The sequence below is a fragment of the Litorilinea aerophila genome (genome assembly GCF_006569185.2).
Taxonomy (GTDB): domain Bacteria; phylum Chloroflexota; class Anaerolineae; order Caldilineales; family Caldilineaceae; genus Litorilinea; species Litorilinea aerophila.
On sequence record NZ_VIGC02000022.1, the window covers coordinates 89,738 to 111,711 of the forward strand.

Consider the following 21,974-nt stretch of genomic DNA (forward strand, 5'->3'; position numbering starts at 1 on the left):
CCAGGAGGTAGCGCATGTCCCACATCACAAAACGAGGAATCAGCCGGCGCGAACTGCTCCGACTGATCGGGGTGACCACCACCGGCGCCGCGCTGGCCGCGTGTGCCCCGGTGGCGACCGGCCCGGCGGCGGAAGAGGGCACAGGGGCACCAGGGGCGGAGCGGGTCACCATCCGCTTCTGGAACCACTGGCTCGCCGGCCGGGTGGAGTTGATGGATCAGATCATTGCCAACTTTGAGGAAGAGTACCCCCACATCCACGTGGAAAATTTAACCCAGCCCTGGGAACGACGCCAGGAGAACATGTTCGCCGCGCTGGCCAGCAACGACCCGCCCGAAGTGGTCATGGCCACCCGGGCCGAGATCTTGAAGCTGGCCCACGACGGCCTGATCATTCCCATCAATGACCTGGTGGAAGGCCATAACCTGGATCTCAACGTTTTCTACCCGTCGGAAATCGGCAACTTCTACTGGCAGGGCCAGCTTTACAGCATGCCCATGCCCACCGGCGGCGGCATCACCAGCCTGACCCTCATCAACGTGGACATGTTCGAAGCGGCCGGAAAGGAGCCGGTGGTGCCCACCACCTGGTCCGAATTGGAGGATGTGGCCCGGGAGTTCACCGTGCTAGACGACCGGGGCATTGTCACCCTGGGCGCCAACGTGGGCACCGGCGTGGGCGACTTCTTCGCCTGGCTCTACTGCAACAACGGCCGCATCTACAGCGACGACCTGCGCCAGACGGCCTTCAACTCGCCGGAAGGGGTGGCCACCCTGGAGTGGATGGTGAACTTCACCAACGAAATCAACGGGGGCGTCCAGAACATCACCGACTTCTTTATCACGGGCCAGGAGGCCAACGAAGCCCAGCCCTGGTACAACGACATCCAGCTTATCAATTTCCCCAACGTTTCCATCTTCTTCCACATGCAGACCTTCAAGCCGGAGATGAAATGGGACATGGGGCTGCGGCCGTACAACGACGCCAATCCCCAGGCCGAATCCCACGGCCTTTCGGGCGAGCAGTTCGCCTGGGGCTACCCCATCCCCACCGGCGTGCCCGAATCCAAACACGAGGCCGCCTTCCTCTGGATGAAGAAGATCACCTACGACATGGACGGCGGCTGCTGGTTCATGCAGCAGCAAGGTCGACCATCGCCCCTGAAGGCATGCAATGAGGATCCCAGCTACTACGACGTCAATCCCAAGTGGGACAAGGTGTTGAAGTCCCTGGAGAGCGACGTCTCGGTGGACATTCTGCCAGAGCATGCCCGCATCCGGGACATGGTGGACCAGGCCGTCCAGGCCGCCATGTTCGGCGACAAGACGCCCCAGGCGGCCCTGGACGAAGCTGCGGCCCAGGCCCAGGCCGTCATCGACGAGTTTTGGAGCAAGCAGGGATGACCACCCAGAGCGCGCGCGTGGAGCGGGTCGCGGCGGCCCGCTCCCGCCCGCTGCGCACCCGCCTGCGCGGCTGGATCGGCTATGTCTTCATCGCGCCGTGGCTGATCTCCTTCCTGGCCTTCGATGCCATCCCCATCGTCTCCGGTTTCTACCACAGCTTTACCGACTGGAACGCCCTGGGCACGGCATCGGAGTTTTTGGGCTGGGCCAATTACCAGGAGGCGTTGACCCGGGATCCCCTCTTCTGGACCTCCGTGGGCAACACCATTTATTTCATCGGCGCCAGCGTGCCGTTGGGCATCGTCGCAGCTTTTGTGCTGGCCCTGATGCTCAACGCACAGATTCGAGGGACCGGCGTCTACCGAACCATCTACTACCTGCCTTCGGTGGTGCCCACCGTGGCCGCGGTGATCGTCTGGATCTTCATCTTCGAAACCAGGCGGGGGATCCTCAACTACGGGCTGGAACTGCTAGGGCTGCCCACCATCCGGTGGCTGAGCGACCCCAACTGGGCCATGCCGGCCCTCATCATCATGAGCCTGTGGACCATCGGCGCCATGATGATCATCTTCCTGGCCGGCCTCCAGGGCATTCCCCAGGAGCTCTACGAAGCGGCAGAGGTGGATGGGGCCAACGGGCTGCAACGCCTCCTGCGCATCACCGTCCCCCTCATGACGCCCACCATCTTTTTTAACCTGGTGATGAACCTGGTCGGGGCGTTCCAGGCCTTCAACAACGCCTTCATCATGACGGGTGGCGGCCCCCATAACGCCACCCTGCTCTATATGTTGCACCTGTACAACAACGCCTTCCGCTACTTCCGAATGGGCTACGCCTCGGCCCTGGCGGTGATGCTCTTCGTCGTGGTCTTTGGCGTGACTTTCCTGATGTATCGCACGTCGGACCGCTGGGTACACTACCACTGACGTGGGGTCACTGGGAGCCTGGCCTCTGCCACCGGGATCCCAGCCCTGGATCCAGCATCCTATCGGCAGCTGATAACTTGCGGAGACGCCCATGGTTTTGCGAAGTTATCGCACCCAAGTGCTGCTCGGCCATCTGATCCTCCACGCCATCCTGATCGCGGGTTCCGTCATGATGCTCATCCCCCTGGCGTGGACCATCTCCACTTCCCTGAAAACGATGCAACAGATCGCCGTCTGGCCGCCGGAATGGATACCGAACCCGGTGATGTGGCGCAACTATATCGAGGTCTTCCAGGCGGCGCCGGTCACCCTGTGGCTACGTAACTCCCTGGTGATTGTGGCGGCCAACGTCATCGGCTCGGTGATTACCTGCTCGTTTGTGGCGTATGGATTCGCCCGGGTCCAGTTTCCCGGACGGGACGCGCTCTTCCTCCTGCTGCTGAGCACCCTGATGATGCCCTACATCGTTCGCCTGATCCCCCTCTATGTCATCTACAACCAGATCGGCTGGATCAACACCTTCTTGCCGGTCACCATCCCCCAGCTGCTGGGCCGCAACCCCTTTTTCATCTTCCTGCTGCGCCAGTTCTTCCGGGGGATTCCTTTCGAGCTCTCCGACGCAGCCCGCATCGACGGCTGCAGCGAATTCGGTATCTGGTGGCGCATCGTGCTGCCCCTTTCCAAGCCGGCCCTGGCTGCGGTGACCATCTTTGCCTTCCGGGACAGTTGGGACAACTTCCTGGCGCCCCTCATCTACATGGCCGGCCGGCCCGACCTGCGGCCACTGGCCGTGGGCCTCTACACCCTGCGGGGCGGGGGCGGCCAGTTGCCCGACACCCACTACCTGATGGCCCTCTCCACGTTGATGATCATCCCCATGCTGGTCATCTTTGCCCTGGGCCAGCGCTATTTCATCCAGGGCGTCACCATCTCCGGACTCAAAGGATAGGGGAGGCCCCCAATGGGTTCCCAGACCAAACCCAACATCGTGGTGATCACCGCGGATCAATGGCGGGGCGACTGCCTGGGCGGCGCAGCCAGCCCCCACCCGGCCATGACGCCCCACATCAACCAGCTGGCCGCAGAAGGCGCCCGCTTCACCCAGGCGTACGCCGACTGCCCTGTCTGCATGCCCCAGCGGGTCACCATGCTGACCGGCCAGGTGGCCTCTCGCTTCGGACTACCCGGCAACTTCACCGTGCGCTCGCCCATCGACCGGCTGAGCAGCCTGCCCGGCCGCCTGACCCGGGAGGCCGGCTACCAGACCAGGGCCATCGGCAAGATGCACTTCTCCCCCGGGCGGGCCCGCATGGGCTTCGAGCATGTCACCCTTCTGCCCAACGATTATGTCAACTGGCTGGAGGGGACCCCCTACGCCGGGATGTACCGGGGCCACGGCCTGGGCGGCAACGAAGTCTACCCGACCACCGCGCCCATGCCCCAGCGGTTCACCCACACCCACTGGATCGTGGAGCAGGCCATCCGCTTCCTGGTAGAGCGGGATCCAGAGGTGCCCTTCTTCCTCTGGATTGTCTTCGAGGCGCCCCACAGCCCCTTCGACCCGCCCGCCCCCTACGATCGCATGTACGACAACTTCACCATCCCCGATCCCCTGCGGGGAAGTTGGGTCGACAGCGACGAAGATCCCCCCTACCTGCGCGCCCAACGCATCATCCGCAAGACCCACCAGTTGAGCCCGGAAGTCATCCGGGAAAGTCGGCGCCGCTACTACGGCCTCATCTCCCAGATCGACTATGAGCTGGGCCGCTTCCTGGGCGAACTCCAGTCCCGGGGGCTCTACGACGAAACCGCCATCTTCTTCAACGCGGACCACGGCGAGCACCTGGGCGACCATGGCCTTTTCGGCAAAAGCACCTACCTCACCGGGTCGGTGGACGTGCCCTTCATCGTGCGCCTGCCCCGGGGAATGCCCATGGCCCAGCCCACCCTGGAGATCGACACGCCCATCCTCACCGCGGACCTCTACCCCACCGTGCTGGAGCTGGCTGGTCTCTCTTCACCCGCCGAGATCGACGGCGTCTCCCTGCTGCCCTTCATCCAGGAGGGGAGGGGCGACGCCGGGCGCATCGTCTGCGGCGAGTGTGGCCCGGCAGAGAATGGCACGGCCTTCGCCACCGACGGTCACTACAAATACATCTACTACACCAAAGGGGGCATCGAACAGCTCTTCGACCTGCACCAGGACCCGGACAACCTCCACAACCTGGCTCGGGAACCGCAGCACGCCAGGGCCAGGGATCGGCTGCGCGGCCAGCTGGTGGCCTACCTGGAGCGCTTCCGGCGCCCCATGGTCCGAGATGGCGAGCTGCTGGTGACCGACCCCTCTCTGGATGAAGCCGCCCTCCACGCGCGCAATCCCTGGGCCTGGCGTGGCCCCCTGCGCTACGGTCAGGGCTACGGCGGAAACTGGTAGCCATGAAGATCACCGATCTGGAAGCCTACAGTGTAGCCATCCCCTTCATCGCGCCCATCTTCAGCGCCTATGGCGTCAGCTACCCCGCACGCCTGCGCACCCTGATCCGGCTCCACACTGACGTGGGTCTGGTCGGCATCGGAGAGGCGGGCGTGCCGGCCACCCACGCAGTACGCCACGGCGAACAGGTGCGCCTCTTTGAGCAGGTGGTCAAGCCCCTGGTGGTGGGCGAAAGCCCGTACGACTACCGCTACCTGCTCCAAAAGCTACGCCACATGCCGGAGGCCATCGCCATCGAACTGGCCTGTTGGGACCTGATGGGCAAGGCGGCGGGGCTGCCCGTCTACCGACTGCTGGGGGGCCACGGCTATCGAGCCCGGATCCCCACCGCGGCCTACTCTTTCTTCCGGGCGGCAGATGCCCACGGACAGCACCAAGTGGACCTGGACAACTGCGTGGAGCACGTGCTGCAGCTCATGGAGACCTACGGCTTCCGCAGTGTCAAAATGAAGCTGGGCGTCTACCCGCCAGAGCAGGAGGTCGAAGCCGTCGCCCGGGTGCGGGAGGCCATCGGGCCCCACGTGAAACTGCGCATCGACCCCAACGGCTGCTGGTCCCTGGCCACGGCCAAACGCATGCTCCGGCAGCTGGAAGTGCTGGACCTGGAATATGTGGAGGAACCCATCAAATATGTGCCGGCCCGGGTCCCCTACACCACCCAGGCCGGCGTCCCCAGCCTGGATACCCTGGGGCTGGCGGCCCTCCGCCGCGCCACCCGGACGCCCATCGCGGTGGACGGCGCCTACCGCATCGACCTGCTCTGGCAGGTGGCCCGGGACCAGGCCGGCGATGTGGTGCTGGGGGACATTCAGGGCGCCATGGGCATCCGGGGCCTCTTCGACTTTTTCACCATAGCCGAGGTCCTGAACCTGCCGGCCACCCTCCACAGCGGCACGGAGATCGGCGTGCAACAGGCGGCCAAGCTCCACGTGGCCGCCGCCCGGCCGGAGCTCCATATTGCCGGCGATGCCATCTACCACGAATACGTGGACGACGTGCTGGTGGGCGGCAAGCTGCGCTATGAGGATGGCGCGATGCCGGTGCCCCAGGGCCCCGGCCTGGGGGTGGAGCTGGACGATGCCAGGCTGGCCCGGTACGAACTGACGGCGGAGAAGCATCGGGAGTACGACGAATTCTGGCAGGAGATCAAGGCGAAATACCGGATTCCACCGGCCGGGCACGACCTGCTGGTGCGCCATTTCTGAGTTCACTGTCCTGTGGAGTGCGTTTCAACGCACTTGGGGTGTGCCGGCCGATGATTTCAATCCGCGGCCCAAGGCTTTCGGGGGCGAATGGGGATGTGTCTCACGCGGGGAAGGAAGCGTGGCGTGACGGCCCTCTTCCCAAAGGAAGATCAATGCGAGTTCGAGGGCCGTCTGCACCGGAGGGTGGTCAGGTCTGGAGCGCCAGTCGGCGGTTGATGATTCGCCAGAATGTGCGCACGGCTTCTGTGCGTGCGTCAAAGAAATCTTCGAAGAAACCGGGCTCGTTCAATTCCGGCGGATAAGCATACCGTTCACCGTCGTCGCCATACTCGGTCACCCAATCGCTGGGTTCAGTGGAATCAACGACGTCAAATGCATCGGCAGGGTAGAGAAAAGGCTGCCCGGCATCGTTCAACAGACGCAAATCGTCCGCCTCGATCCCAATCACGACATATTGCTGATTCGGCGTCAAATCTGGCCACTCTGTGCTTCTCTCTGGCTTTAACTGAACGATCATCGTTCCTAGACTCGCTTTCGTTTTACTTCAAAACGCCCCAATCCGTGGTGCTCGTACCAGTGATACTCGTAGAACTGCCCGTCAATTTCGAAGGGAGGACTGCTCTTTTTGACCCACTGGGAGCGGCGTCCTCCATACGTCTCCACGAGCCGTTGTACATCTCGGATGCGATTCCCCTTCGCGATCACCCGCGAACGGGCAATCAGTTCTGGTGTAAGGCGATTCAAAAGGGACACTCCTGAATCATCATGGTGCTTCCATTGGATTATCACCGAACCCTGTCAAAATTTCAAGAGGAAGGGAAAACGGGCATGATCGAACGGCAGACCGACATTCTCATCGTGGGCGGGGGCCTGGGGGGCGTGGCAGCCGCCCTGGCCGCGGCCCGACTGGGCAAGGAAGTCATCCTCACCGAGGAGACCGACTGGATCGGCGGCCAGCTGACCGCCCAGGCCGTCCCGCCCGATGAACACCCCTGGATCGAAACCACCGGCTGCACGGCCAGCTACCGACGCCTGCGCCAGGGCATTCGCCGCTACTACTGGCGCAACTATCCCATGACCCAGGCCGCGCGGGAGGAGATGCTCCTCAACCCCGGCCAGGGCAACGTCAGCCGACTCTGCCACGAACCCCGGGTGGCCCTGGCCGTCCTGGAGGAGATGCTGGCCCCCTACCGCTCCAACCGCCAGGTAGATGTGCTCCTGCGACACCGCCCCATCGCCGCCGAAACCGACGGCGACCGGGTTCTGGCGGTGACCCTCCTGGATCAGGAGACGGGGAATCAGGTCACCCTCCGCGCGCCCTACATCCTGGACGCCACCGAGCTGGGCGACCTGCTGGCGTTGGCCCAGGTGGAGCATGTCATCGGCGCGGAAAGCCAGGACGAGACCGGGGAGCTCCACGCGGTCCCCGGCCCGCCCCAGCCCCTGGACCAGCAGGCCGTCACCTGGTGCTTTGCCCTGGACTACCTGCCCGGCCAGGATCACACCATCGACCGGCCGCGGGACTACGACTTCTGGCGCAGCTACCAGGCGGATTTCTGGCCAGGACCCCAGTTGGGCTGGAAGGACGTACATCCCCAGACCCTGGAGACGCGCCACCGGGGGATCTTCTTCGGCCCCCAGCAGAACCGCCGCGGGCAGCGGACGCCCGGCGACTTCTGGCACTACCGGCGCATCCTCTACCAGGGCCACTTCCAGCCCGGCTTCTACGCCAGCGACATCACCCTGGTCAACTGGCCCCAGATCGACTACTGGCTGAAGCCGCTGGTGGGTGTCTCCGCCCAGGAGCAGGAAGCAGCCCTGGAGGGCGCCAGGCAACTCAGCCTCTCCTTCCTCTACTGGATGCAGACAGAGGCGCCCCGCCACGACGGCGGCTACGGCTACCCGGGCCTGCGCCTCCGCGCGGATGTGGTGGGCACCTCCCACGGCCTGGCCAAGTACGTCTACGTCCGGGAGAGCCGGCGCATCCGGGCCGAGTTCACCGTGCTGGAGCAGCACGTGGGCGTGGAACAGCGGAGTGGGCTGGTGGGCGCGGAGCTTTTCCCCGACAGCGTAGGCGTAGGCAGCTACCGCATCGACCTGCACCCCAGCACCGCGCCCCGCACCTACGTGGACATCAGCAGCTATCCGTTCCAGATTCCCCTGGGCGCGCTGATCCCCGTCCGGGTGGAGAACCTGCTGCCCGCCTGCAAGAACCTGGGCGTCACCCACATCACCAACGGCTGCTATCGCCTCCACCCGGTGGAGTGGAACATCGGCGAGGCGGCCGGCGCCCTGGCCGCCTACTGCCTGGAAAAGGGGGTGACACCGCGCCAGGTACGCAACACGGAAGCCCACCTGACGGACTTCCAGGACTTGCTGGAGACGAAGCTGGGCTTTGTGCTCCAGTGGCCGGAATACGCGCGGATCACCCCCCGGTGACCGGGGATGCGTTTCCCTTTTGGGGGCGGGGACGGGTTCAGAACCCGCCCCTACGCCCAGGGGAGCGGCACCCCCAGGCGCTCGCTCGCAGCCCGGGCCGCGGCCTGCTCCATCTCGCCGTAGCGGATCCCCTCCTGGCGATACTGGGCCATGCGCTCCTCCTCGATGGCGCCTGGCAGCAGGGCCCGGTCATAGCCTGGCATGGGCTGATAGGTCTCCCGGATGTCCCGCACCATGCGGTCCACTTCGGCCCGGAAGACAGCCTCAGGCACCACCGAGTCCACGTGGATGGCCAGCACCATGCCGCCGTTGCGCGCGTTGGGATAGCGCTGGCGGATCTCGTCCGACAGGGTGAAGCCCGTGAGGCCGCCCCCCATCAGGCTGGCCACCGCGCCATAGCCGATGCTCTTGAAGAAGGCCGCCGGTATCAGGGAAAAGAGGGCTTCATACTCGGGCCCCCGCTGATCATCGGCCAGGATGCAGGTGGCCGCGTCCAGCACCACGGGCGGCTCCTGGCCCGAGGGGATGGCGAAGCAGATGGGTGGGTTGCCGAAGTAGCCCAGGTAGGCGTTGGGGTTGGGGCCGCCGCCGTCGTTGCCAAAGCGCCCCTGGTCCCGGTAGCCCTGGACCGAGAAACCGATGCAGCCGGCTTCCATGCACATGCGGGCATAGTGGCCGGCCGAGCCGTAGTGGCCGATGTAGCGTACCAGGCCCATACCGATGCCCACCTCTTTGGCCTTGGCGATGGCCGCTTCGGTGGCCCGCACCATGGGCAGGTAGCCCAGGGTGCCATCCCCGTCGATGACCACCGCGGTGGGCGTCTCGTGGACCTGCCGAATCTGGGGCCGGGGGTTCAGGCGCCCCTCCTCAAAGGCCCGGCAGTAGTGGTTCACTGTGCGGGTGCCGTGGCTGCGCACCCCCCGCAGATCGGAGTTGACCAGCAGGCGGCTGATGAGGGCGGCGTGGTCGGGCTCCAGCCCCACCTTTTCAAAACAGGCGGTGGCAAAGGCTAACAGCCGCTCTTCCGACACCAGCACGAAGGTTTCAGGCGGACGGTTCATGGCGAAACTCCTTCTAGAATTGGTTCAGGGAGAATGGGAGAGAATGTCGGTATGTCGGGGTTCCCCCATCATTATCCCATCCCAGGAGAAAAAAGGGGAAGTTTCGGAGCTCCTACCGGGTACTTTTGCGAATGGTGCCCCATGTACTAGAATGGATCTGCCGTTCCTTTCGTCGCAAGGTCCCGTGCCTGGCAGCCGACCCTGTAGCCTCCATCCGCGCCACGGCACACCACCTGGCGCCATGCTCACAGGAGCCATCAGCCTATGTTCACCCTGGAAAATGATACCCTCGCGGTCTCCATCCTGGATCCCGAGAACGACCTGGACCGGTGTGGATCCCGCTACTGTGTGGGCGGCTACATCTACCAGGTCACCGACCGGAAGCGGGGGCCCCTGCTCAGCGGCCCCCAGTACCCGGACCCCTTTCCCGACGTTTTCGACGGACAGGGCGCGCCGGACATGTTCGTGGCTGCGCTGGGGGCAGATGCCGCCCCTGTGGGCGGCGAGGTGGGCGTCATCGGCGTGGGCCGGGTGCGCCGCAGCAGCCCGGTGGAGCCTTTCTCCGTCCGCCACAACCCACACGTGATCGAATTCGTCCCCTGGACGGTGGAGGCCGGCCCGACGGCCATCACCATGGCCACCGGGCACACCTTTGGCCCCTGGGCCTACCGCTTGACCCGCCAGGTGGAACTCCACGGGCGCACCCTCCTATCGCGAACCCACATCCAAAGCCTGGGGGAAGCCCCCTTGCCCATCGTCTGGTTTGCCCATCCCTTCTTTCCCTGGCCGGCCGGTCCGGAAATCTGTCGCTTTTCCATACCTGTCAACCTGCCCGAGCAAGAGGCAGCCAGGAGCGGCTACTACCTGGACGACGCCGGCTACATCTGCCGCAAATCCGACTACGACTGGGCCCGGGGCTGCTACCAGGCCCTGGACTTCCGCCCCACCGGCGACCCCCTGGTGGTGGAACAGCGCCACCCGGTGCTCGGCCGGGTGACGGCGGAAACCGACTTTCCGCCGTCCTTTCTGCCCATCTGGGGCAATGACCGCACGTTCTCGTTTGAGCCCTATTTCCAGACAGAACTGGCCCGGCATGAAGCGGCCACATGGTCCATTCGCTACCAGTTCTAGGTTCGACCTGTCTCGTCCGGAGCACCATCCCCCATGGCCACCATTCAGCTCGTTAACATCACCAGAACCTTTACTCGACCTGCCCCTACCCGACCCGGCGCCGAGAATGGCACCGGGAACGGCACTGGCACGTTGACAGGGCCGATCCGGGCCCTGGACCAGGTGAACCTCACCATTCCCGATGGCACCACCCTGGCGGTGTTGGGTCCTTCGGGCTGTGGCAAGAGCACCCTGCTGCGGGTGATCGCCGGCCTGGATCGGGAATACCAGGGCACCGTGCTCTACGATGGCCGCCCCATGGAAGATGTGCCGCCCAAGGAACGGCATATCGGCATGGTCTTCCAAAACTACGCCCTCTATCCCCACTTCCACGGCCACGGCAACCTGGCCTTCTTCTTCCGGCTGCGCCGAACCCCGGATCGGGAGACGGAGGAACGGATCCGCATCACGTCGGAGATCATGGGCATCGGCTTCCGCCAGCTGCTGGGCCGCAAGCCTGGCACCCTCTCCGGCGGCGAACAACAGCGGCTGGCCATCGGCCGGGCCATTGTGCGCAACCCCCAGCTGTTCCTGTTCGACGAGCCCCTCTCCAACCTGGACGCCCGCCTGCGGGTCCAGACGCGGATCGAGATCAAGCGGCTCCTGCGCCAATTCGGCATCACCGCCGTCTACGTCACCCACGACCAGGTCGAAGCCTTCACCCTGGGCGACCAGATCGCGGTTATGCGGCAGGGGCGCATCGAGCAGGTGGGCGACTATGCCACCCTGCGGGAGAAGCCAGCCAGCACCTTTGTGGCCAGCTTCCTGGGAAGCCATCCCATGAACCTGATCCCCGGCGGCCTGGTCAGCGACGGCGTGCTGGTCATCGCCGGCCAGCAGATTTCCCTGCCGCCTTGGGTACAGAACCAGGTCCACCAGGGACAGGCCCTGACCCTGGGCGCCCGGCCCGAGGCCGCCTGCTGGAAGAAGGCCGGCGGGGGGCTGGCCCTGCAGGGGGTGGTGGAAGTGTTGGAACCCGACTTCGCCCAGCGCACTCAGGTGGTCTATTTGCGGGTGGGCTCCCGGCTGGTGGCAGCCGCTGCTACCATGGACGATTTCCTGCTCCTGGGGCAGGAGGTAACTGTCTACTTCCCCCAGGAGGCCCTCTTCTGGTTCGATGAAGCCAGCGGCCGGCGGCTGGCCCCTTGAGTGACAGCCCAGGACAGGGCCCGCCGTCCATTTGCGATGTGCCCAAGCAGGCGCAGCTCGTAGCTGCGCAGCCGTCGCCCTCCCGTCACCCGCCTGGGCTGGTGAAACCGTGCGGCCGGAGGCACACCTACGGCCAGCAAGGACGACGGTACCCCGTCGATCCGGCCACCTCCGGCGGGCCGGAGACCCGCCCTACGTATCCGTCGCGTCCAATCCGCGCGAATGACAGCCCTGGCGGTACCGGGCGGGGCAAGCCCCGCCCCGACGAAAACGGGCACCCCGTCGTAGGCGCAGCTCGTAGCTGCGCAGCCCTCGCCCTCCCTTCACCCGCCTGGGCTGGTGAAACCGTAATGACAGCCCCACCATCAGGCCGCCTGGCCTCACCTTTGCAAGGGAATGCCCATGACCACCCGCAACCTCAGTCCCCAGCAGATGTTCATCGCCCTGGCCCGGGAACATCGGCCCACCCATGCCTTCTCGGCCGCCGATGCCGAGGGTTTCCAGCACTGGAAAGCAGAGACCCTGCCCAAGGTCCTGGCCACCCTGGGCGATCCACCCCCGCCTGCCCCACCCGAACCCGAGCTCCTGGCCGAGTGGGAGGAGCGGGGCCTGCGCCGCCAGCGCTGGATCCTCAACGTCCAGCGCCATCTGGCCGCGGTGCTGCGCATCAACTGGCCCCTGGATCTCCAACCCGGCGAGCAGCGCCCGGCCATCCTCTGTTGCCATGGCCACGGCCCCTTCGGCAAGGAGCCGGTCATGGGCAACCGTTCCAGCCCGGCCCTGCAGGAGAACATCCAGCGCCACAACTACCACTACGGGGAAGTCATGGCCCAGGCCGGCTTCGTCACCTACGCCATCGACTGGATCGGCTTCGGCGAGCGCAATGACGCCAACAAGCCCAATGCCCGCTCCATGCACGGCGAGCGTCGGGACTGGTGTAACCTCTACTACCTCCACGCCACCATGTTGGGCATGACCTCCCTCTCCATCAACGTAGCCCATGGCAAAGCGGCCACCGACGTGGTGGCATCCATGCCCGGTGTGGATCCGGAACGCCTGGGGGTGATGGGTTTGAGCGGCGGCGGCACCATGGCCCTGTGGATGACTCTGTGCGACGAACGCTTCAAGGCCACGGAGATCATCTGCTACAGCGACCTCTTCGAGGATTTCGGCATTCGGGACATCAACTACTGTGGCATGCAGGTGGCGCCGGGCCTCTTCAAGCTGGTCAACCTGCCGGATCTCCAGGGGCTCATTGCACCCCGGCCCCTGCTCATCGACATCGGGGCCAACGACACCTGCTTCCTGGTGGATTCTGCCCTGCGCTGCTACCGGCGGCTGGCCCACATCTACCAGACGGCCGGCGCGGCGGAGATGCTGGAGCTGGATCTCCACCCCGGCGAGCATGGCTGGGGTGGCAACAAATCCCTGGCCTTCTTTCGCCGCCACCTGGGGTGACGTGGCCGGGGAAGAGAGGCAGGGGCGCTGCCCATTTCCATCTGGAAAGCCGCCGGGCACCCCCTTTCCTTGGTCCAGGCCCCGGCATCCGATATAATACAGGCAGGCCATTCCCGGGAATGGCGGCTCATTTCCACCCACTCCACCTGGAAAGCATACGCCAACCATGAACATCCTCGTCACCGGCGGCAGCGGCCGCATTGGCCGCTACGTGCTGCGCGAACTGGCCGCCGCCGGCCATCACGTCACCAATGTGGATCTGGCCCCGGCGCCAGAAGAGCCGGGCACCTTCCTGCGGGTCGATCTCACCGACGCCGGCGAGGTCTACCAGGCCCTGGCCCGGGCCAAAGCCGAAGCCGTCGTCCACCTGGGCGCCTGGGCCAACGCCGGCATGGTGCCCGATGCCCGCACCTATGGCGACAACGTCCGCGGCACCTATCACGTCTTCCAGGCCTGTGCGGACCTGGGCATCCGCCGCATCGTGGCTGCATCCAGCGCCCAGGTCTACGGCTTTGCCGCTGCACCACCCCACTACGTGCCCGTGGATGAGGAGCACCCCCTGCGGCCGGTGAACAGCTATGCGCTCTCCAAAGTGGTGGGCGAGCAGGTGGCGGACTATTTCGTGGCCAACTTTGGCCTGACCATCCTCTCCTTCCGCTTCATGGGCGTGCGGCCCCCAGCCCAAATCGGGCCAGAGATCGAGGCCATGGCAGCCGATCCGGCCAGTGGAAGCTGGCTGCTCTGGACCCGCACCGACGCCCGGGACGCGGCCCTGGCCTGCCGGCTGGCGCTGGAAACCCCCGACGTCCCCAGCGGGCCCTACAACATCACCGGCGCCCGGGTGGTGCTTTCCGTACCCAGTCGGGAACTGGTAGCCCGTCATTTTGGCGACCAGACCGAGATCCGGGAAGGACTCGACGGCCACCAATCTCCCCTGAGCTGCGCCCGGGCCCGGGAAGCCTTCGGCTATCGCCCCCGCTACCTCTGGTCGGAAACGCTCCGCCACCCGGAAACCGACTGAAGCCACGTCGGCAGCCATCCTCAGGGCCTCAGAAGTTTTTTAACGCAAAGGCGCAAAGACGCAGAGAATCTCAGGAGAGAATTCCTGTAATCAGCGTTCATCTGCGTGAGCCAGCGTCCTGTTTGACCTTTTTGCAGTAGAGTCAAGATTTCCACAGCAAGGATTTCCACAGCGAGGAGAGAAGCCACAGCCATGAAAATTGTAGACATCACTGTCCAGACCTTTCGCTATACGTCCAACATTGTGCGGGACAGCGAAGGCCACGCCCACCCTGGCCCCGAACACGAGGCCACCCAGTCTCTACTCACCATTCATACCGACGAGGGCGTCCAGGGCTACTGCTTCGGCAACATTCCCCGAAGCACCCTGGAAAGGCTGATCAAGCCCATGCTGGTGGGAGAGGATCCCTTCTACCGGGAGCGGATCTGGCAGGCCCTCAAGGAGCGGCAGCGCCTGAACCTGGCCACCCTCCACGACAAGGTCCTCACGGTCATCGACATGGCCCTGTGGGACCTGGCCGGTCGCGCCCTGGGACAGCCGGTCCACAGGCTGCTGGGCGCCATGCGGGACAAGGTGCCGGCCTACGCCAGCACCATGTGCGGGGACGACCTGGAAGGGGGCCTGGCCACGCCGGAGGACTACGCCCGCTTCGCCGAATGGTGCGTCAAGGAGCGGGGCTACCCGGCCTTCAAGCTCCACACGTGGCAGCCCCCCTACCCCAACGCGCCCAGCGTCAAGCGGGACCTGGAGGCCTGCGCCGCGGTGCGGGAGGCCGTGGGCCCGGACGTGCCGCTCATGCTCGATCCCTTCCACTACTACAGCCGGGAGGAGGCCCTGCAGCTGGCCAAAGGGCTGGAAAAGCTCAACTACTACTGGATGGAAGAGCCCATGGACGAGCACAGCATGTCGTCCTATGTTTGGCTATGCGAAAACACCTCCCTCCCCATCTGTGGGCCGGAGACCGCCGAGGGCAAGATGTTCACCCGGGCCGAATGGATCAAGTACGGCGCCTGCGACCTGGTGCGGGGCGGCGTGGGCGATGTGGGCGGCATCACTCCCCTGATCAAGATCGCCCACCTGGCGGAAGCCTTCGGCATGCGCATGGAGGTCCACGGCGGCGGCCCTGGCAACCTCCACGTCCTCTGCGCCATGGGCAACCCCGGTGAGTTCTACGAGCGGGGCCTGCTCCACCCCTTCATCGACTACGAGCAGCCCAAGCCCTGGCTCAACCGCCTGGATGACCCCATGGACGACGAAGGCTTCGTCCACGTTTCCCAACTGCCCGGGCTGGGGCAGGATATCAACTTTGACTACATCCAGGATAACCTGGTGGAGTGACGAGTCAACAGCTTGCCCATTCCGGCACCGAGCCAGGGGGTAGATCATGGAAAAAATCAACCATCAGGTGCTCTTTGTGGAGCGGGGACTTGTCAGGCTAGAGTCCTGCCCAGTGCCCGTACCCGGGCCAAGGCAGGTGCTGATCCGCACTCGAGTCAGCCTCATCAGCCCCGGCACCGAACGAGCCTGGCTACTGGGCCTGCCCAACACCCCAGCCACCTATCCCCAGCGCGCTGGCTACAGCAATATCGGCCAGGTGGTGGCCTGTGGACCTGAGACAACTGGCTGGCAACCAGGCCAGCGGGTGGCCAGCCCGGCGCCCCACGCCCGCCTGGTGGTCATGGATGCAGCCCGCTGTGTCCCGGTGCCGGACGGGCTGGCAGATGAAGAAGCGGTCTTCTTCAACCTGGGCTCCATCGCGGCCCAGGGCGTGCGCAAGGCCCGCATCGAGCTGGGCGAACCTGTGGCGGTGCTCGGTGCCGGTCTCATTGGCCTGCTGGCCCTGCAACTATCCCGCCTTAGCGGCGCCCTGCCAGCCCTTAGCATTGACCAAAACACCCATCGCCTGGAGTTTGCCCGGCAGGTGGGTGCGGACGCGGTCCTGACGCCTAACCACGATCTGGAAGAGCAGCTGGCTGTCCTCTGCGATGGACCGGGCGCAGCCGCAGTGATCGAGGCCACCGGCCATCCCCAAGCCATCCTGACCGCGCTGGCGCTGGCTCGGCCTTTCGGTCGGGTAGTTCTGCTGGGCAGCACCCGGGGCGAGACGGATCACGTCAATTTCTACCGAGACGTCCACAAAAAGGGGCTAAGCCTCATCGGCGCCCACGATAGCGCACGCCCGGGCCACGACTCTGCGCCCCAATGGTGGACCCGTCGAGACGATCAGCATGCTGTCCTCAAGTTCATGGCGGCTGGACGCCTGCAGGTGTTACCGTTAATTACCCATCGCTTCTCTTGGGACGAGGCGGAGCAGGCCTACGACCTGCTCATCCACTGGAACCTGGATGCGCTGGGCATACTGTTGAAGTGGTAGTCAGGCTCGTTGAACCCTAGCCACTGAGCCCTGTTCATTGACCGGCATCCGGGGAGCTGCTATACTGCCCTCTGTGAGGATAGCGACCTGAATAAGCGGTGTGGCCTATCGGGGCAATGCTGACGAAGGGCCATCCGCAATGACTCTACTCCGCAACCCACAGAGCCAACCCAACACAGAGGAGTACGAAGAGATGCAATACGAAACCCTGCCGGATGGCACCCAGATCCCGGTCCTGGGGTTGGGGACTTGGGGCATCGGCGGCGGTCATGTGGCCGACCGCAGCCAGGATGCCCACTTCGTGGAGATCCTGCAACGGCTGATCGACATGGGCTATACCCACATCGACACGGCCGAGAGCTACGCCCAGGGCCACGCCGAAGAGCTGGTGGGGGTGGCCATCCGAGGCACGCCCCGGGAAGAGATCTTCATCACCACCAAAGTGGCCAAGGAACACCTGGGCTACGACGACGTCCACAGGGCCATCGACGGCAGCCTGCGCCGCCTGGGGGTGGATTATGTAGACCTCTACCTGATCCACTGGCCCAATCCCGCCATCCCCTTGCCCGAGACCTTCCGGGCCCTCAACGAGCTGACCGCCGATGGCCGGGTGAAGCGGGTGGGCGTGAGCAACTTCGACGTCCCCCTCATGCAGGAGGCCATGGCCCTCTCCGACACGCCCATCGCCACCAACCAGGTGCGCTATAACCTGCTCAGCCGGGAGAATGTGGCCAACGGCGTCCTGGCCTTTTGCCAGGAGCAGGGCATCGTCCTCACCGCCTATTCGCCCCTGAAGAGCGACGTGCTAACTCACCCCACGGTGGTGGAGATCGCCCGAGCCCACGGCGCTACACCGGCCCAGGTTGCCCTCAAGTGGCTGATCGACCAACCCAGGGTCATCACCATCCCCAAGTCCAGCGACCTGGAGCATGCCCGGGAAAACATGGACGCCCTTCGGCTGGAGCTCACCGCCGAGGAGACGGAGCGCCTCAACAACCTGCAGGCTTAGTCCGCACCATGAAACAGCCTGACCAACCAAGAGCCTGACCAACCAGAGGAGGAAGCAGGTATGGGACTGTTGGACGGCAAAGTCACCATCATCACCGGTGCCGGGACCGGGATCGGCAAGGGGATCGCCCGGGCTTTCGCCAAGGAGGGGGCCACCCTGGTGCTGGCTTCCCGCAACCGGGAGCGGCTGGAGGAGACGGCCCAGGAAGTCCAGGGGTACGGCGCCACGGCCCGGGTGATCCCCACCGATGTGACCGACGAAGGCCAGGTGGTGGCCCTGTTCGAGCGCACCGTGGCCGAATTCGGCCGGGTGGACATCCTCATCAACAACTCGGGCGCCTTCGACGGCGGCCCGTTCGAGGAGCTGTCCCTGGAGACCTGGCAGAAGGTCCTCAACGTGAACCTCACCGGCCCCTTCCTCTGTGGCCGGGAGGCCATGAAGATCATGAAGAAGCAGGGCGGCGGCCGCATCATCAACGTGGGCAGCATCTCCGCGCAGATGTGTCGGCCCAACGCCGCGCCCTACAACACCACCAAACATGGCCTGGTGGGCCTGACCAAATCCATTGCGCTGGAAGGACGGGATTACAACGTGGTCTGCAGCATGCTGCACCCCGGGAACGTCCTGACCGAGCGCCGGGCAGCCAGCTCTGCGCCCCAGGATCAGGAGCCCATGATGACCGTGGACGAGCTGGCCACCGTGGCCGTGACCATGGCGGCCCTGCCCCTGCACGTCAACGTGCTGGAAGCCATCGTACTGCCTACCACTCAGAAGTACCTGGGCCGGGGCTGATCAGGTCCGGCCCAAACCCGCCGTTGAACATCGCAGAACCTCTCCACCCCGGTGCCCATGGGACAGGGCATCGGGGCGGAGAGGTTCGCTCTTTCCGGTGAGCGCCTGCCCTCCTGGAGGCTCGCTCCCTTTTGCCATGTTCCTGATCGAACGATCAGCACCTGGCTGTCCCATGGCCGGATGCTCCTTCGCCAGCGTAGCGCGAAAATTCTACCAGCCTGATACGCAAATGGAGATGAAAGAAGGATAAACCATGCAGCAGACGCTTACCTCCGGCGGCTACGTGGCGCTGGTACGGGAAAATCGCAACTTCCGCTACATGTGGCTCGGCCAGATCGTCAGCCTCTTGGGCGACTGGTTCAACCTGGTGGCTTCGGCCTCCCTGGTGGCCAGCCTGACGGGCTCCGGCACCGCAGTGGGCGGCCTCTTTGTCGTCCGGATGCTGGCGCCGTTCCTGGTGAGCCCCCTCGCCGGCGTGGCTGCAGACCGCTACAGCCGGAAGCAGCTCCTGATCGTGACCGACCTCATGCGGGGTGCAGTGGTGCTGGGCTTCCTCCTGGTACGGGATGCGGGCGACATCTGGCTGCTCTACGCCCTTACCGCCCTGCAGCTGGGCATCAGCGGTTTTTTCTTCCCGGCGCGCAATGCCATCCTGCCCGACATCGTGGACCGGGGTGAGCTGGGCGCGGCCAATGCCCTGAGCTCGGCCACCTGGTCGGTGATGCTGGCCCTGGGCACGGCCATAGGCGGCCTGGTTTCGGGCAGCTTTGGCGTCTACCCGGCCTTCATCATCGATGCCCTGACCTTCCTGGGCTCCGCGCTCCTCATCGCGCAGATCCGCCACCACCATGTGCCGGCAGCCGACAGTCGGGGCGGTGTCACCCAGGTCTTCCGCCAGTATGTGGACGGGCTTCGCTACCTGAACCAGCACCGGGATGTGCTCCTTATCGCGGTGCAGAAGGCCATCAACTCCCTGGTCTTCTCCGGCGGCTTCCAGGTGATCCAGGTCATCCTGGGCGAGCGGATCTTTGTCATCGGCGCGGGCGGTGGCATCAGCCTGGGTATCCTGTTTGCCGTCAACGGCGTCGGGACGGGCTTTGGCCCCATCCTGGCCCGGCGGCTCACGGGCGACCGGGAGCGCCCCTTGCGCATCGCCATCGGCGTCTCCTACCTGGTCGCCGCAGCCGGCATTGCCATTTCCGCGCCCCTGCTGAGCTTTGCCATGGTGCTGGTGGGCATGTTCCTGCGGGGCTTCGGCGGCGGCACCATCTGGGTCTTCTCCACCCAGCTCCTGCTCCAGACCGTGCCCGACCAGGTGCGGGGGCGGGTCTTCGCCACCGAGTTCGCGCTCTTCACCCTGGCCAACGCGGTCAGCGCGGCCCTGGTGGGCTGGAGCCTGGACGTCACCGACCTGGGCGTCAGCGGCATCATGGGCTGGATGGCCGTGCTGGGTGCCCTGCCCGGCCTGCTGTGGATGGTCTGGGTCTTCCGTTCCCGGGGAGCCAGCCGCCCGGTGGAACAGGAACCGCTGTCCTGAACAGCCCTGGATCCCTTGTCCGGTATGGAAACCGGATTTACACCCTACGCACCACGTTGTAGCGATGTTGAAGTTCAGGAGGCAGGCCCTGGCGACACAGGCGCACCGCCTGGGGCAGGTGGGCCAGCACGTCCCGGGCGGTCATGCCGTCCTCGCCCATGGCCTGGGCAGCCAGGTCGCCGGCCAGGCCGTGGACAAAGACGCCCTGGCGCACGGCTTCATCCACCGGCAGCCCCAGGCCTGTCATGGCCGCGATGGTGCCGGTGAGGACGTCGCCAGAGCCGGCGGTGGCCATGCCCGAGTTGCCGCTGGTGTTGATGAATACCCGGCCGTCCGGATAGCCCACCAGGGAGTGGGCGCCCTTCAGCACGATGATGGCGTTGAAATCGGCGCAGGCATGTTGCAGGCGCTGGATCCGGTCGGCGAGCAGTTGGGCCGTGCTCAGGCCGGTGAGGCGGGCCATCTCGCCCAGGTGGGGAGTGAAGATGCGGGGGGCCGGCGCCTGGCGGAAAGCCACCCGGTAGCCCTCATCGGCCAGACCGTGGGCCACTGCGGTGATGCCATCCCCGTCCAGCAGCAGGGGTCTGTCGATGGCCAGGGCCAGCTCCCGCACCAGTTGCTGGGTTTCCTCGTGGAGGGAGAGGCCGGGCCCCATGACCACGAAATCCATGCGGCCACAGAGCTCCAGCAGCTCTTCCTTGTTGCCATAGGCCAGGCTGCCGGCGTCGGTGGCCGCCTGGGGAAGGAAGACGATCTCATTGCCCACCGCGGCGATGTGGGGCACCACCGGCGCGGGCGCAGCCAGCCGGGCATAGCCGCCGCCGGCCCGCAGGAAGGACGCGGCTGCGTAGTACGGCGCGCCGTAGTAGTTGGCCGCGCCGGCAATGAACAGGGCCTGGCCGAAAGTTCCCTTGTGGCCGTCGGGGGGACGGGGGGGCAGGGACAGGGGCGTGTGGATGGCGATGGGGAGCTCCGCCCGGTCGTACAGGGCCGGGGGGAAGGAGATGTGGCTCACCCACAGTTCGCCCCCCAGCCCATAGCCGGGATAGAGGAGGTTGCCCACCTTGGGCAGGCCGAAGGTAATGGTGGCCGTGGCCTGAACCGCCACGCCCATCACCTGGCCCGTATCCCCGTTGACGCCAGAGGGGATGTCGATGCTGAAGACCGGCTTGCCGCTGGCGTTGATGTGGGCGATGACTGCCGCGTACAGGCCGGTCACATCCCGGGTCAGGCCGGTGCCCAGCAGTGCATCCACCACAGCGTCGCAGGTGGCCAGGGCAGGGACTGCGCCATCGGCCTGTTCCAGGCGCACCACCTCCAGCCCAAGGCGCCGGGCGGCCTGGTAATTCACAGCCGCCGCACCCTGATAGCGATCCGGGTCGCCCAGGATGAAAACATGGAGCCGCCCCCCCCGGGCGTGAAGCTGGCGGGCCACCACCAGACCATCGCCGCCGTTATTGCCCACGCCACAGAAGATGGCAAAGGTGTGTCCGGCGATCTCCATCCGCCGTTCAATGACCTGACAGGCCGCCAGGCCTGCATTCTCCATCAGCAGGAGTTCGGGAATGCCATATTCCTCGATGGCAGCCCGGTCCATGGCCCGCATCTCCGCAACGGTACTCACTTTCATGGTCTTGCCTCATCGGGGTACAATAGGTTGGCTCACCTGCAAAAAGGGCATTTTTGAACGCAAAGGCGCAAGGACGCAAAGAAACGCAGGAGAGAATGGCCTTCATCCCCTGCGCCCAGGTCACGCAAGGATGCGTGACCTGCGGACTACCCACCGGATCAACATCTCTGGCCTATGGATGACTCCCCTGTAAAAAGGGTCATTCAACCAGAAAGGGACAACAAAAAGGGCCGATCCACAAGGGGTAGCGTAAAATGCTCCTCGGACCGGGCAAACGGAACCATCTGACGCTTGAACCAGGTGAAA

At 65.2% G+C, this 21,974-nt stretch carries 18 protein-coding genes; 15 read left to right on the forward strand and 3 right to left on the reverse strand.

Annotated elements, in window-relative coordinates; all coding sequences use genetic code 11:
- Positions 1-14 precede the first annotated feature (14 nt).
- From FKZ61_RS16280 to FKZ61_RS16300, 5 genes are all read left to right on the forward strand, one after another.
- The gene (locus FKZ61_RS16280; protein WP_141611192.1) at positions 15-1,403 is read left to right on the forward strand and encodes an extracellular solute-binding protein; all 1,389 of its coding nucleotides are present in this window, start codon (positions 15-17) and stop codon (positions 1,401-1,403) included.
- Complete coding sequence (locus tag FKZ61_RS16285) at positions 1,400-2,329, forward strand: carbohydrate ABC transporter permease (RefSeq protein WP_141611193.1); 930 nt, start codon at positions 1,400-1,402, stop codon at positions 2,327-2,329. The genes FKZ61_RS16280 and FKZ61_RS16285 overlap by 4 nt, the downstream gene beginning before the upstream one ends.
- 91 nt (positions 2,330-2,420) lie before the next feature.
- On the forward strand, positions 2,421-3,278 hold the full coding sequence (locus FKZ61_RS16290) for a carbohydrate ABC transporter permease (protein WP_141611194.1): 858 nt from the start codon (positions 2,421-2,423) through the stop codon (positions 3,276-3,278).
- A gap of 12 nt (positions 3,279-3,290) precedes the next feature.
- Positions 3,291-4,763: a sulfatase-like hydrolase/transferase gene (locus FKZ61_RS16295; RefSeq protein WP_141611195.1), complete on the forward strand. Its 1,473-nt coding sequence runs from the start codon at positions 3,291-3,293 to the stop codon at positions 4,761-4,763.
- A 2-nt stretch (positions 4,764-4,765) separates the two neighbouring features.
- Positions 4,766-6,028 carry a mandelate racemase/muconate lactonizing enzyme family protein gene (locus tag FKZ61_RS16300; protein ID WP_141611196.1) on the forward strand — a complete coding sequence of 421 codons (1,263 nt, stop codon included), beginning with the start codon at positions 4,766-4,768 and terminating at the stop codon, positions 6,026-6,028.
- Between the two features lie 187 nt (positions 6,029-6,215).
- On the opposite strand, the gene FKZ61_RS16305 is transcribed toward FKZ61_RS16300, so the two are convergent.
- Positions 6,216-6,545, reverse strand: coding sequence for a hypothetical protein (locus FKZ61_RS16305; protein WP_141611197.1), 330 nt, complete (start codon positions 6,543-6,545; stop codon positions 6,216-6,218).
- Between the two features lie 311 nt (positions 6,546-6,856).
- On the opposite strand from FKZ61_RS16305, the gene FKZ61_RS16310 reads away from it, so the two are divergent.
- The gene (locus FKZ61_RS16310; RefSeq protein WP_141611198.1) at positions 6,857-8,467 is read left to right on the forward strand and encodes an FAD-dependent oxidoreductase; all 1,611 of its coding nucleotides are present in this window, start codon (positions 6,857-6,859) and stop codon (positions 8,465-8,467) included.
- A 50-nt stretch (positions 8,468-8,517) separates the two neighbouring features.
- On the opposite strand, the gene FKZ61_RS16315 is transcribed toward FKZ61_RS16310, so the two are convergent.
- On the reverse strand, positions 8,518-9,528 hold the full coding sequence (locus tag FKZ61_RS16315) for an Ldh family oxidoreductase (RefSeq protein ID WP_141611199.1): 1,011 nt from the start codon (positions 9,526-9,528) through the stop codon (positions 8,518-8,520).
- A 264-nt stretch (positions 9,529-9,792) separates the two neighbouring features.
- Between FKZ61_RS16315 and FKZ61_RS16320 the strand changes: the two genes are divergently transcribed.
- From FKZ61_RS16320 to FKZ61_RS16360, 9 genes are all read left to right on the forward strand, one after another.
- On the forward strand, positions 9,793-10,659 hold the full coding sequence (locus FKZ61_RS16320) for an aldose epimerase family protein (protein ID WP_141611200.1): 867 nt from the start codon (positions 9,793-9,795) through the stop codon (positions 10,657-10,659).
- Between the two features lie 33 nt (positions 10,660-10,692).
- The gene (locus tag FKZ61_RS16325) at positions 10,693-11,847 is read left to right on the forward strand and encodes an ABC transporter ATP-binding protein (protein WP_141611201.1); all 1,155 of its coding nucleotides are present in this window, start codon (positions 10,693-10,695) and stop codon (positions 11,845-11,847) included.
- 402 nt (positions 11,848-12,249) lie between these two features.
- Positions 12,250-13,305 carry an alpha/beta hydrolase family protein gene (locus FKZ61_RS16330; protein ID WP_170199843.1) on the forward strand — a complete coding sequence of 352 codons (1,056 nt, stop codon included), beginning with the start codon at positions 12,250-12,252 and terminating at the stop codon, positions 13,303-13,305.
- Between the two features lie 166 nt (positions 13,306-13,471).
- A complete protein-coding gene (locus FKZ61_RS16335) occupies positions 13,472-14,326 on the forward strand; it encodes an NAD-dependent epimerase/dehydratase family protein (RefSeq protein WP_141611203.1) in 855 nt (284 codons plus the stop codon).
- A 192-nt stretch (positions 14,327-14,518) separates the two neighbouring features.
- Positions 14,519-15,664 carry a mandelate racemase family protein gene (locus FKZ61_RS16340; RefSeq protein WP_141611204.1) on the forward strand — a complete coding sequence of 382 codons (1,146 nt, stop codon included), beginning with the start codon at positions 14,519-14,521 and terminating at the stop codon, positions 15,662-15,664.
- 46 nt (positions 15,665-15,710) lie between these two features.
- The gene (locus FKZ61_RS16345) at positions 15,711-16,700 is read left to right on the forward strand and encodes a zinc-dependent alcohol dehydrogenase (RefSeq protein ID WP_141611205.1); all 990 of its coding nucleotides are present in this window, start codon (positions 15,711-15,713) and stop codon (positions 16,698-16,700) included.
- Positions 16,701-16,893: 193 nt separating this feature from the next.
- On the forward strand, positions 16,894-17,709 hold the full coding sequence (locus tag FKZ61_RS16350; protein ID WP_141611206.1) for an aldo/keto reductase: 816 nt from the start codon (positions 16,894-16,896) through the stop codon (positions 17,707-17,709).
- Positions 17,710-17,769: 60 nt separating this feature from the next.
- Positions 17,770-18,501: an SDR family oxidoreductase gene (locus tag FKZ61_RS16355; RefSeq protein WP_141611207.1), complete on the forward strand. Its 732-nt coding sequence runs from the start codon at positions 17,770-17,772 to the stop codon at positions 18,499-18,501.
- Between the two features lie 253 nt (positions 18,502-18,754).
- The gene (locus tag FKZ61_RS16360) at positions 18,755-20,038 is read left to right on the forward strand and encodes an MFS transporter (RefSeq protein WP_141611208.1); all 1,284 of its coding nucleotides are present in this window, start codon (positions 18,755-18,757) and stop codon (positions 20,036-20,038) included.
- 37 nt (positions 20,039-20,075) lie between these two features.
- On the opposite strand, the gene FKZ61_RS16365 is transcribed toward FKZ61_RS16360, so the two are convergent.
- A complete protein-coding gene (locus FKZ61_RS16365) occupies positions 20,076-21,668 on the reverse strand; it encodes an NAD(P)H-hydrate dehydratase (protein ID WP_141611209.1) in 1,593 nt (530 codons plus the stop codon).
- Positions 21,669-21,974 lie beyond the last annotated feature (306 nt).

Bases quoted from the DNA above. Each gene is read 5' to 3' on its own strand.
- FKZ61_RS16280 (WP_141611192.1), top strand. From the start codon at position 15: ATGTCCCACATCACAAAACGAGGAATCAGCCGGCGCGAACTGCTCCGA.
- FKZ61_RS16285 (WP_141611193.1), top strand. From the start codon at position 1,400: ATGACCACCCAGAGCGCGCGCGTGGAGCGGGTCGCGGCGGCCCGCTCC.
- FKZ61_RS16290 (WP_141611194.1), top strand. From the start codon at position 2,421: ATGGTTTTGCGAAGTTATCGCACCCAAGTGCTGCTCGGCCATCTGATC.
- FKZ61_RS16295 (WP_141611195.1), top strand. From the start codon at position 3,291: ATGGGTTCCCAGACCAAACCCAACATCGTGGTGATCACCGCGGATCAA.
- FKZ61_RS16300 (WP_141611196.1), top strand. From the start codon at position 4,766: ATGAAGATCACCGATCTGGAAGCCTACAGTGTAGCCATCCCCTTCATC.
- FKZ61_RS16305 (WP_141611197.1), bottom strand. From the start codon at position 6,545: ATGATCGTTCAGTTAAAGCCAGAGAGAAGCACAGAGTGGCCAGATTTG.
- FKZ61_RS16310 (WP_141611198.1), top strand. From the start codon at position 6,857: ATGATCGAACGGCAGACCGACATTCTCATCGTGGGCGGGGGCCTGGGG.
- FKZ61_RS16315 (WP_141611199.1), bottom strand. From the start codon at position 9,528: ATGAACCGTCCGCCTGAAACCTTCGTGCTGGTGTCGGAAGAGCGGCTG.
- FKZ61_RS16320 (WP_141611200.1), top strand. From the start codon at position 9,793: ATGTTCACCCTGGAAAATGATACCCTCGCGGTCTCCATCCTGGATCCC.
- FKZ61_RS16325 (WP_141611201.1), top strand. From the start codon at position 10,693: ATGGCCACCATTCAGCTCGTTAACATCACCAGAACCTTTACTCGACCT.
- FKZ61_RS16330 (WP_170199843.1), top strand. From the start codon at position 12,250: ATGACCACCCGCAACCTCAGTCCCCAGCAGATGTTCATCGCCCTGGCC.
- FKZ61_RS16335 (WP_141611203.1), top strand. From the start codon at position 13,472: ATGAACATCCTCGTCACCGGCGGCAGCGGCCGCATTGGCCGCTACGTG.
- FKZ61_RS16340 (WP_141611204.1), top strand. From the start codon at position 14,519: ATGAAAATTGTAGACATCACTGTCCAGACCTTTCGCTATACGTCCAAC.
- FKZ61_RS16345 (WP_141611205.1), top strand. From the start codon at position 15,711: ATGGAAAAAATCAACCATCAGGTGCTCTTTGTGGAGCGGGGACTTGTC.
- FKZ61_RS16350 (WP_141611206.1), top strand. From the start codon at position 16,894: ATGCAATACGAAACCCTGCCGGATGGCACCCAGATCCCGGTCCTGGGG.
- FKZ61_RS16355 (WP_141611207.1), top strand. From the start codon at position 17,770: ATGGGACTGTTGGACGGCAAAGTCACCATCATCACCGGTGCCGGGACC.
- FKZ61_RS16360 (WP_141611208.1), top strand. From the start codon at position 18,755: ATGCAGCAGACGCTTACCTCCGGCGGCTACGTGGCGCTGGTACGGGAA.
- FKZ61_RS16365 (WP_141611209.1), bottom strand. From the start codon at position 21,668: ATGAAAGTGAGTACCGTTGCGGAGATGCGGGCCATGGACCGGGCTGCC.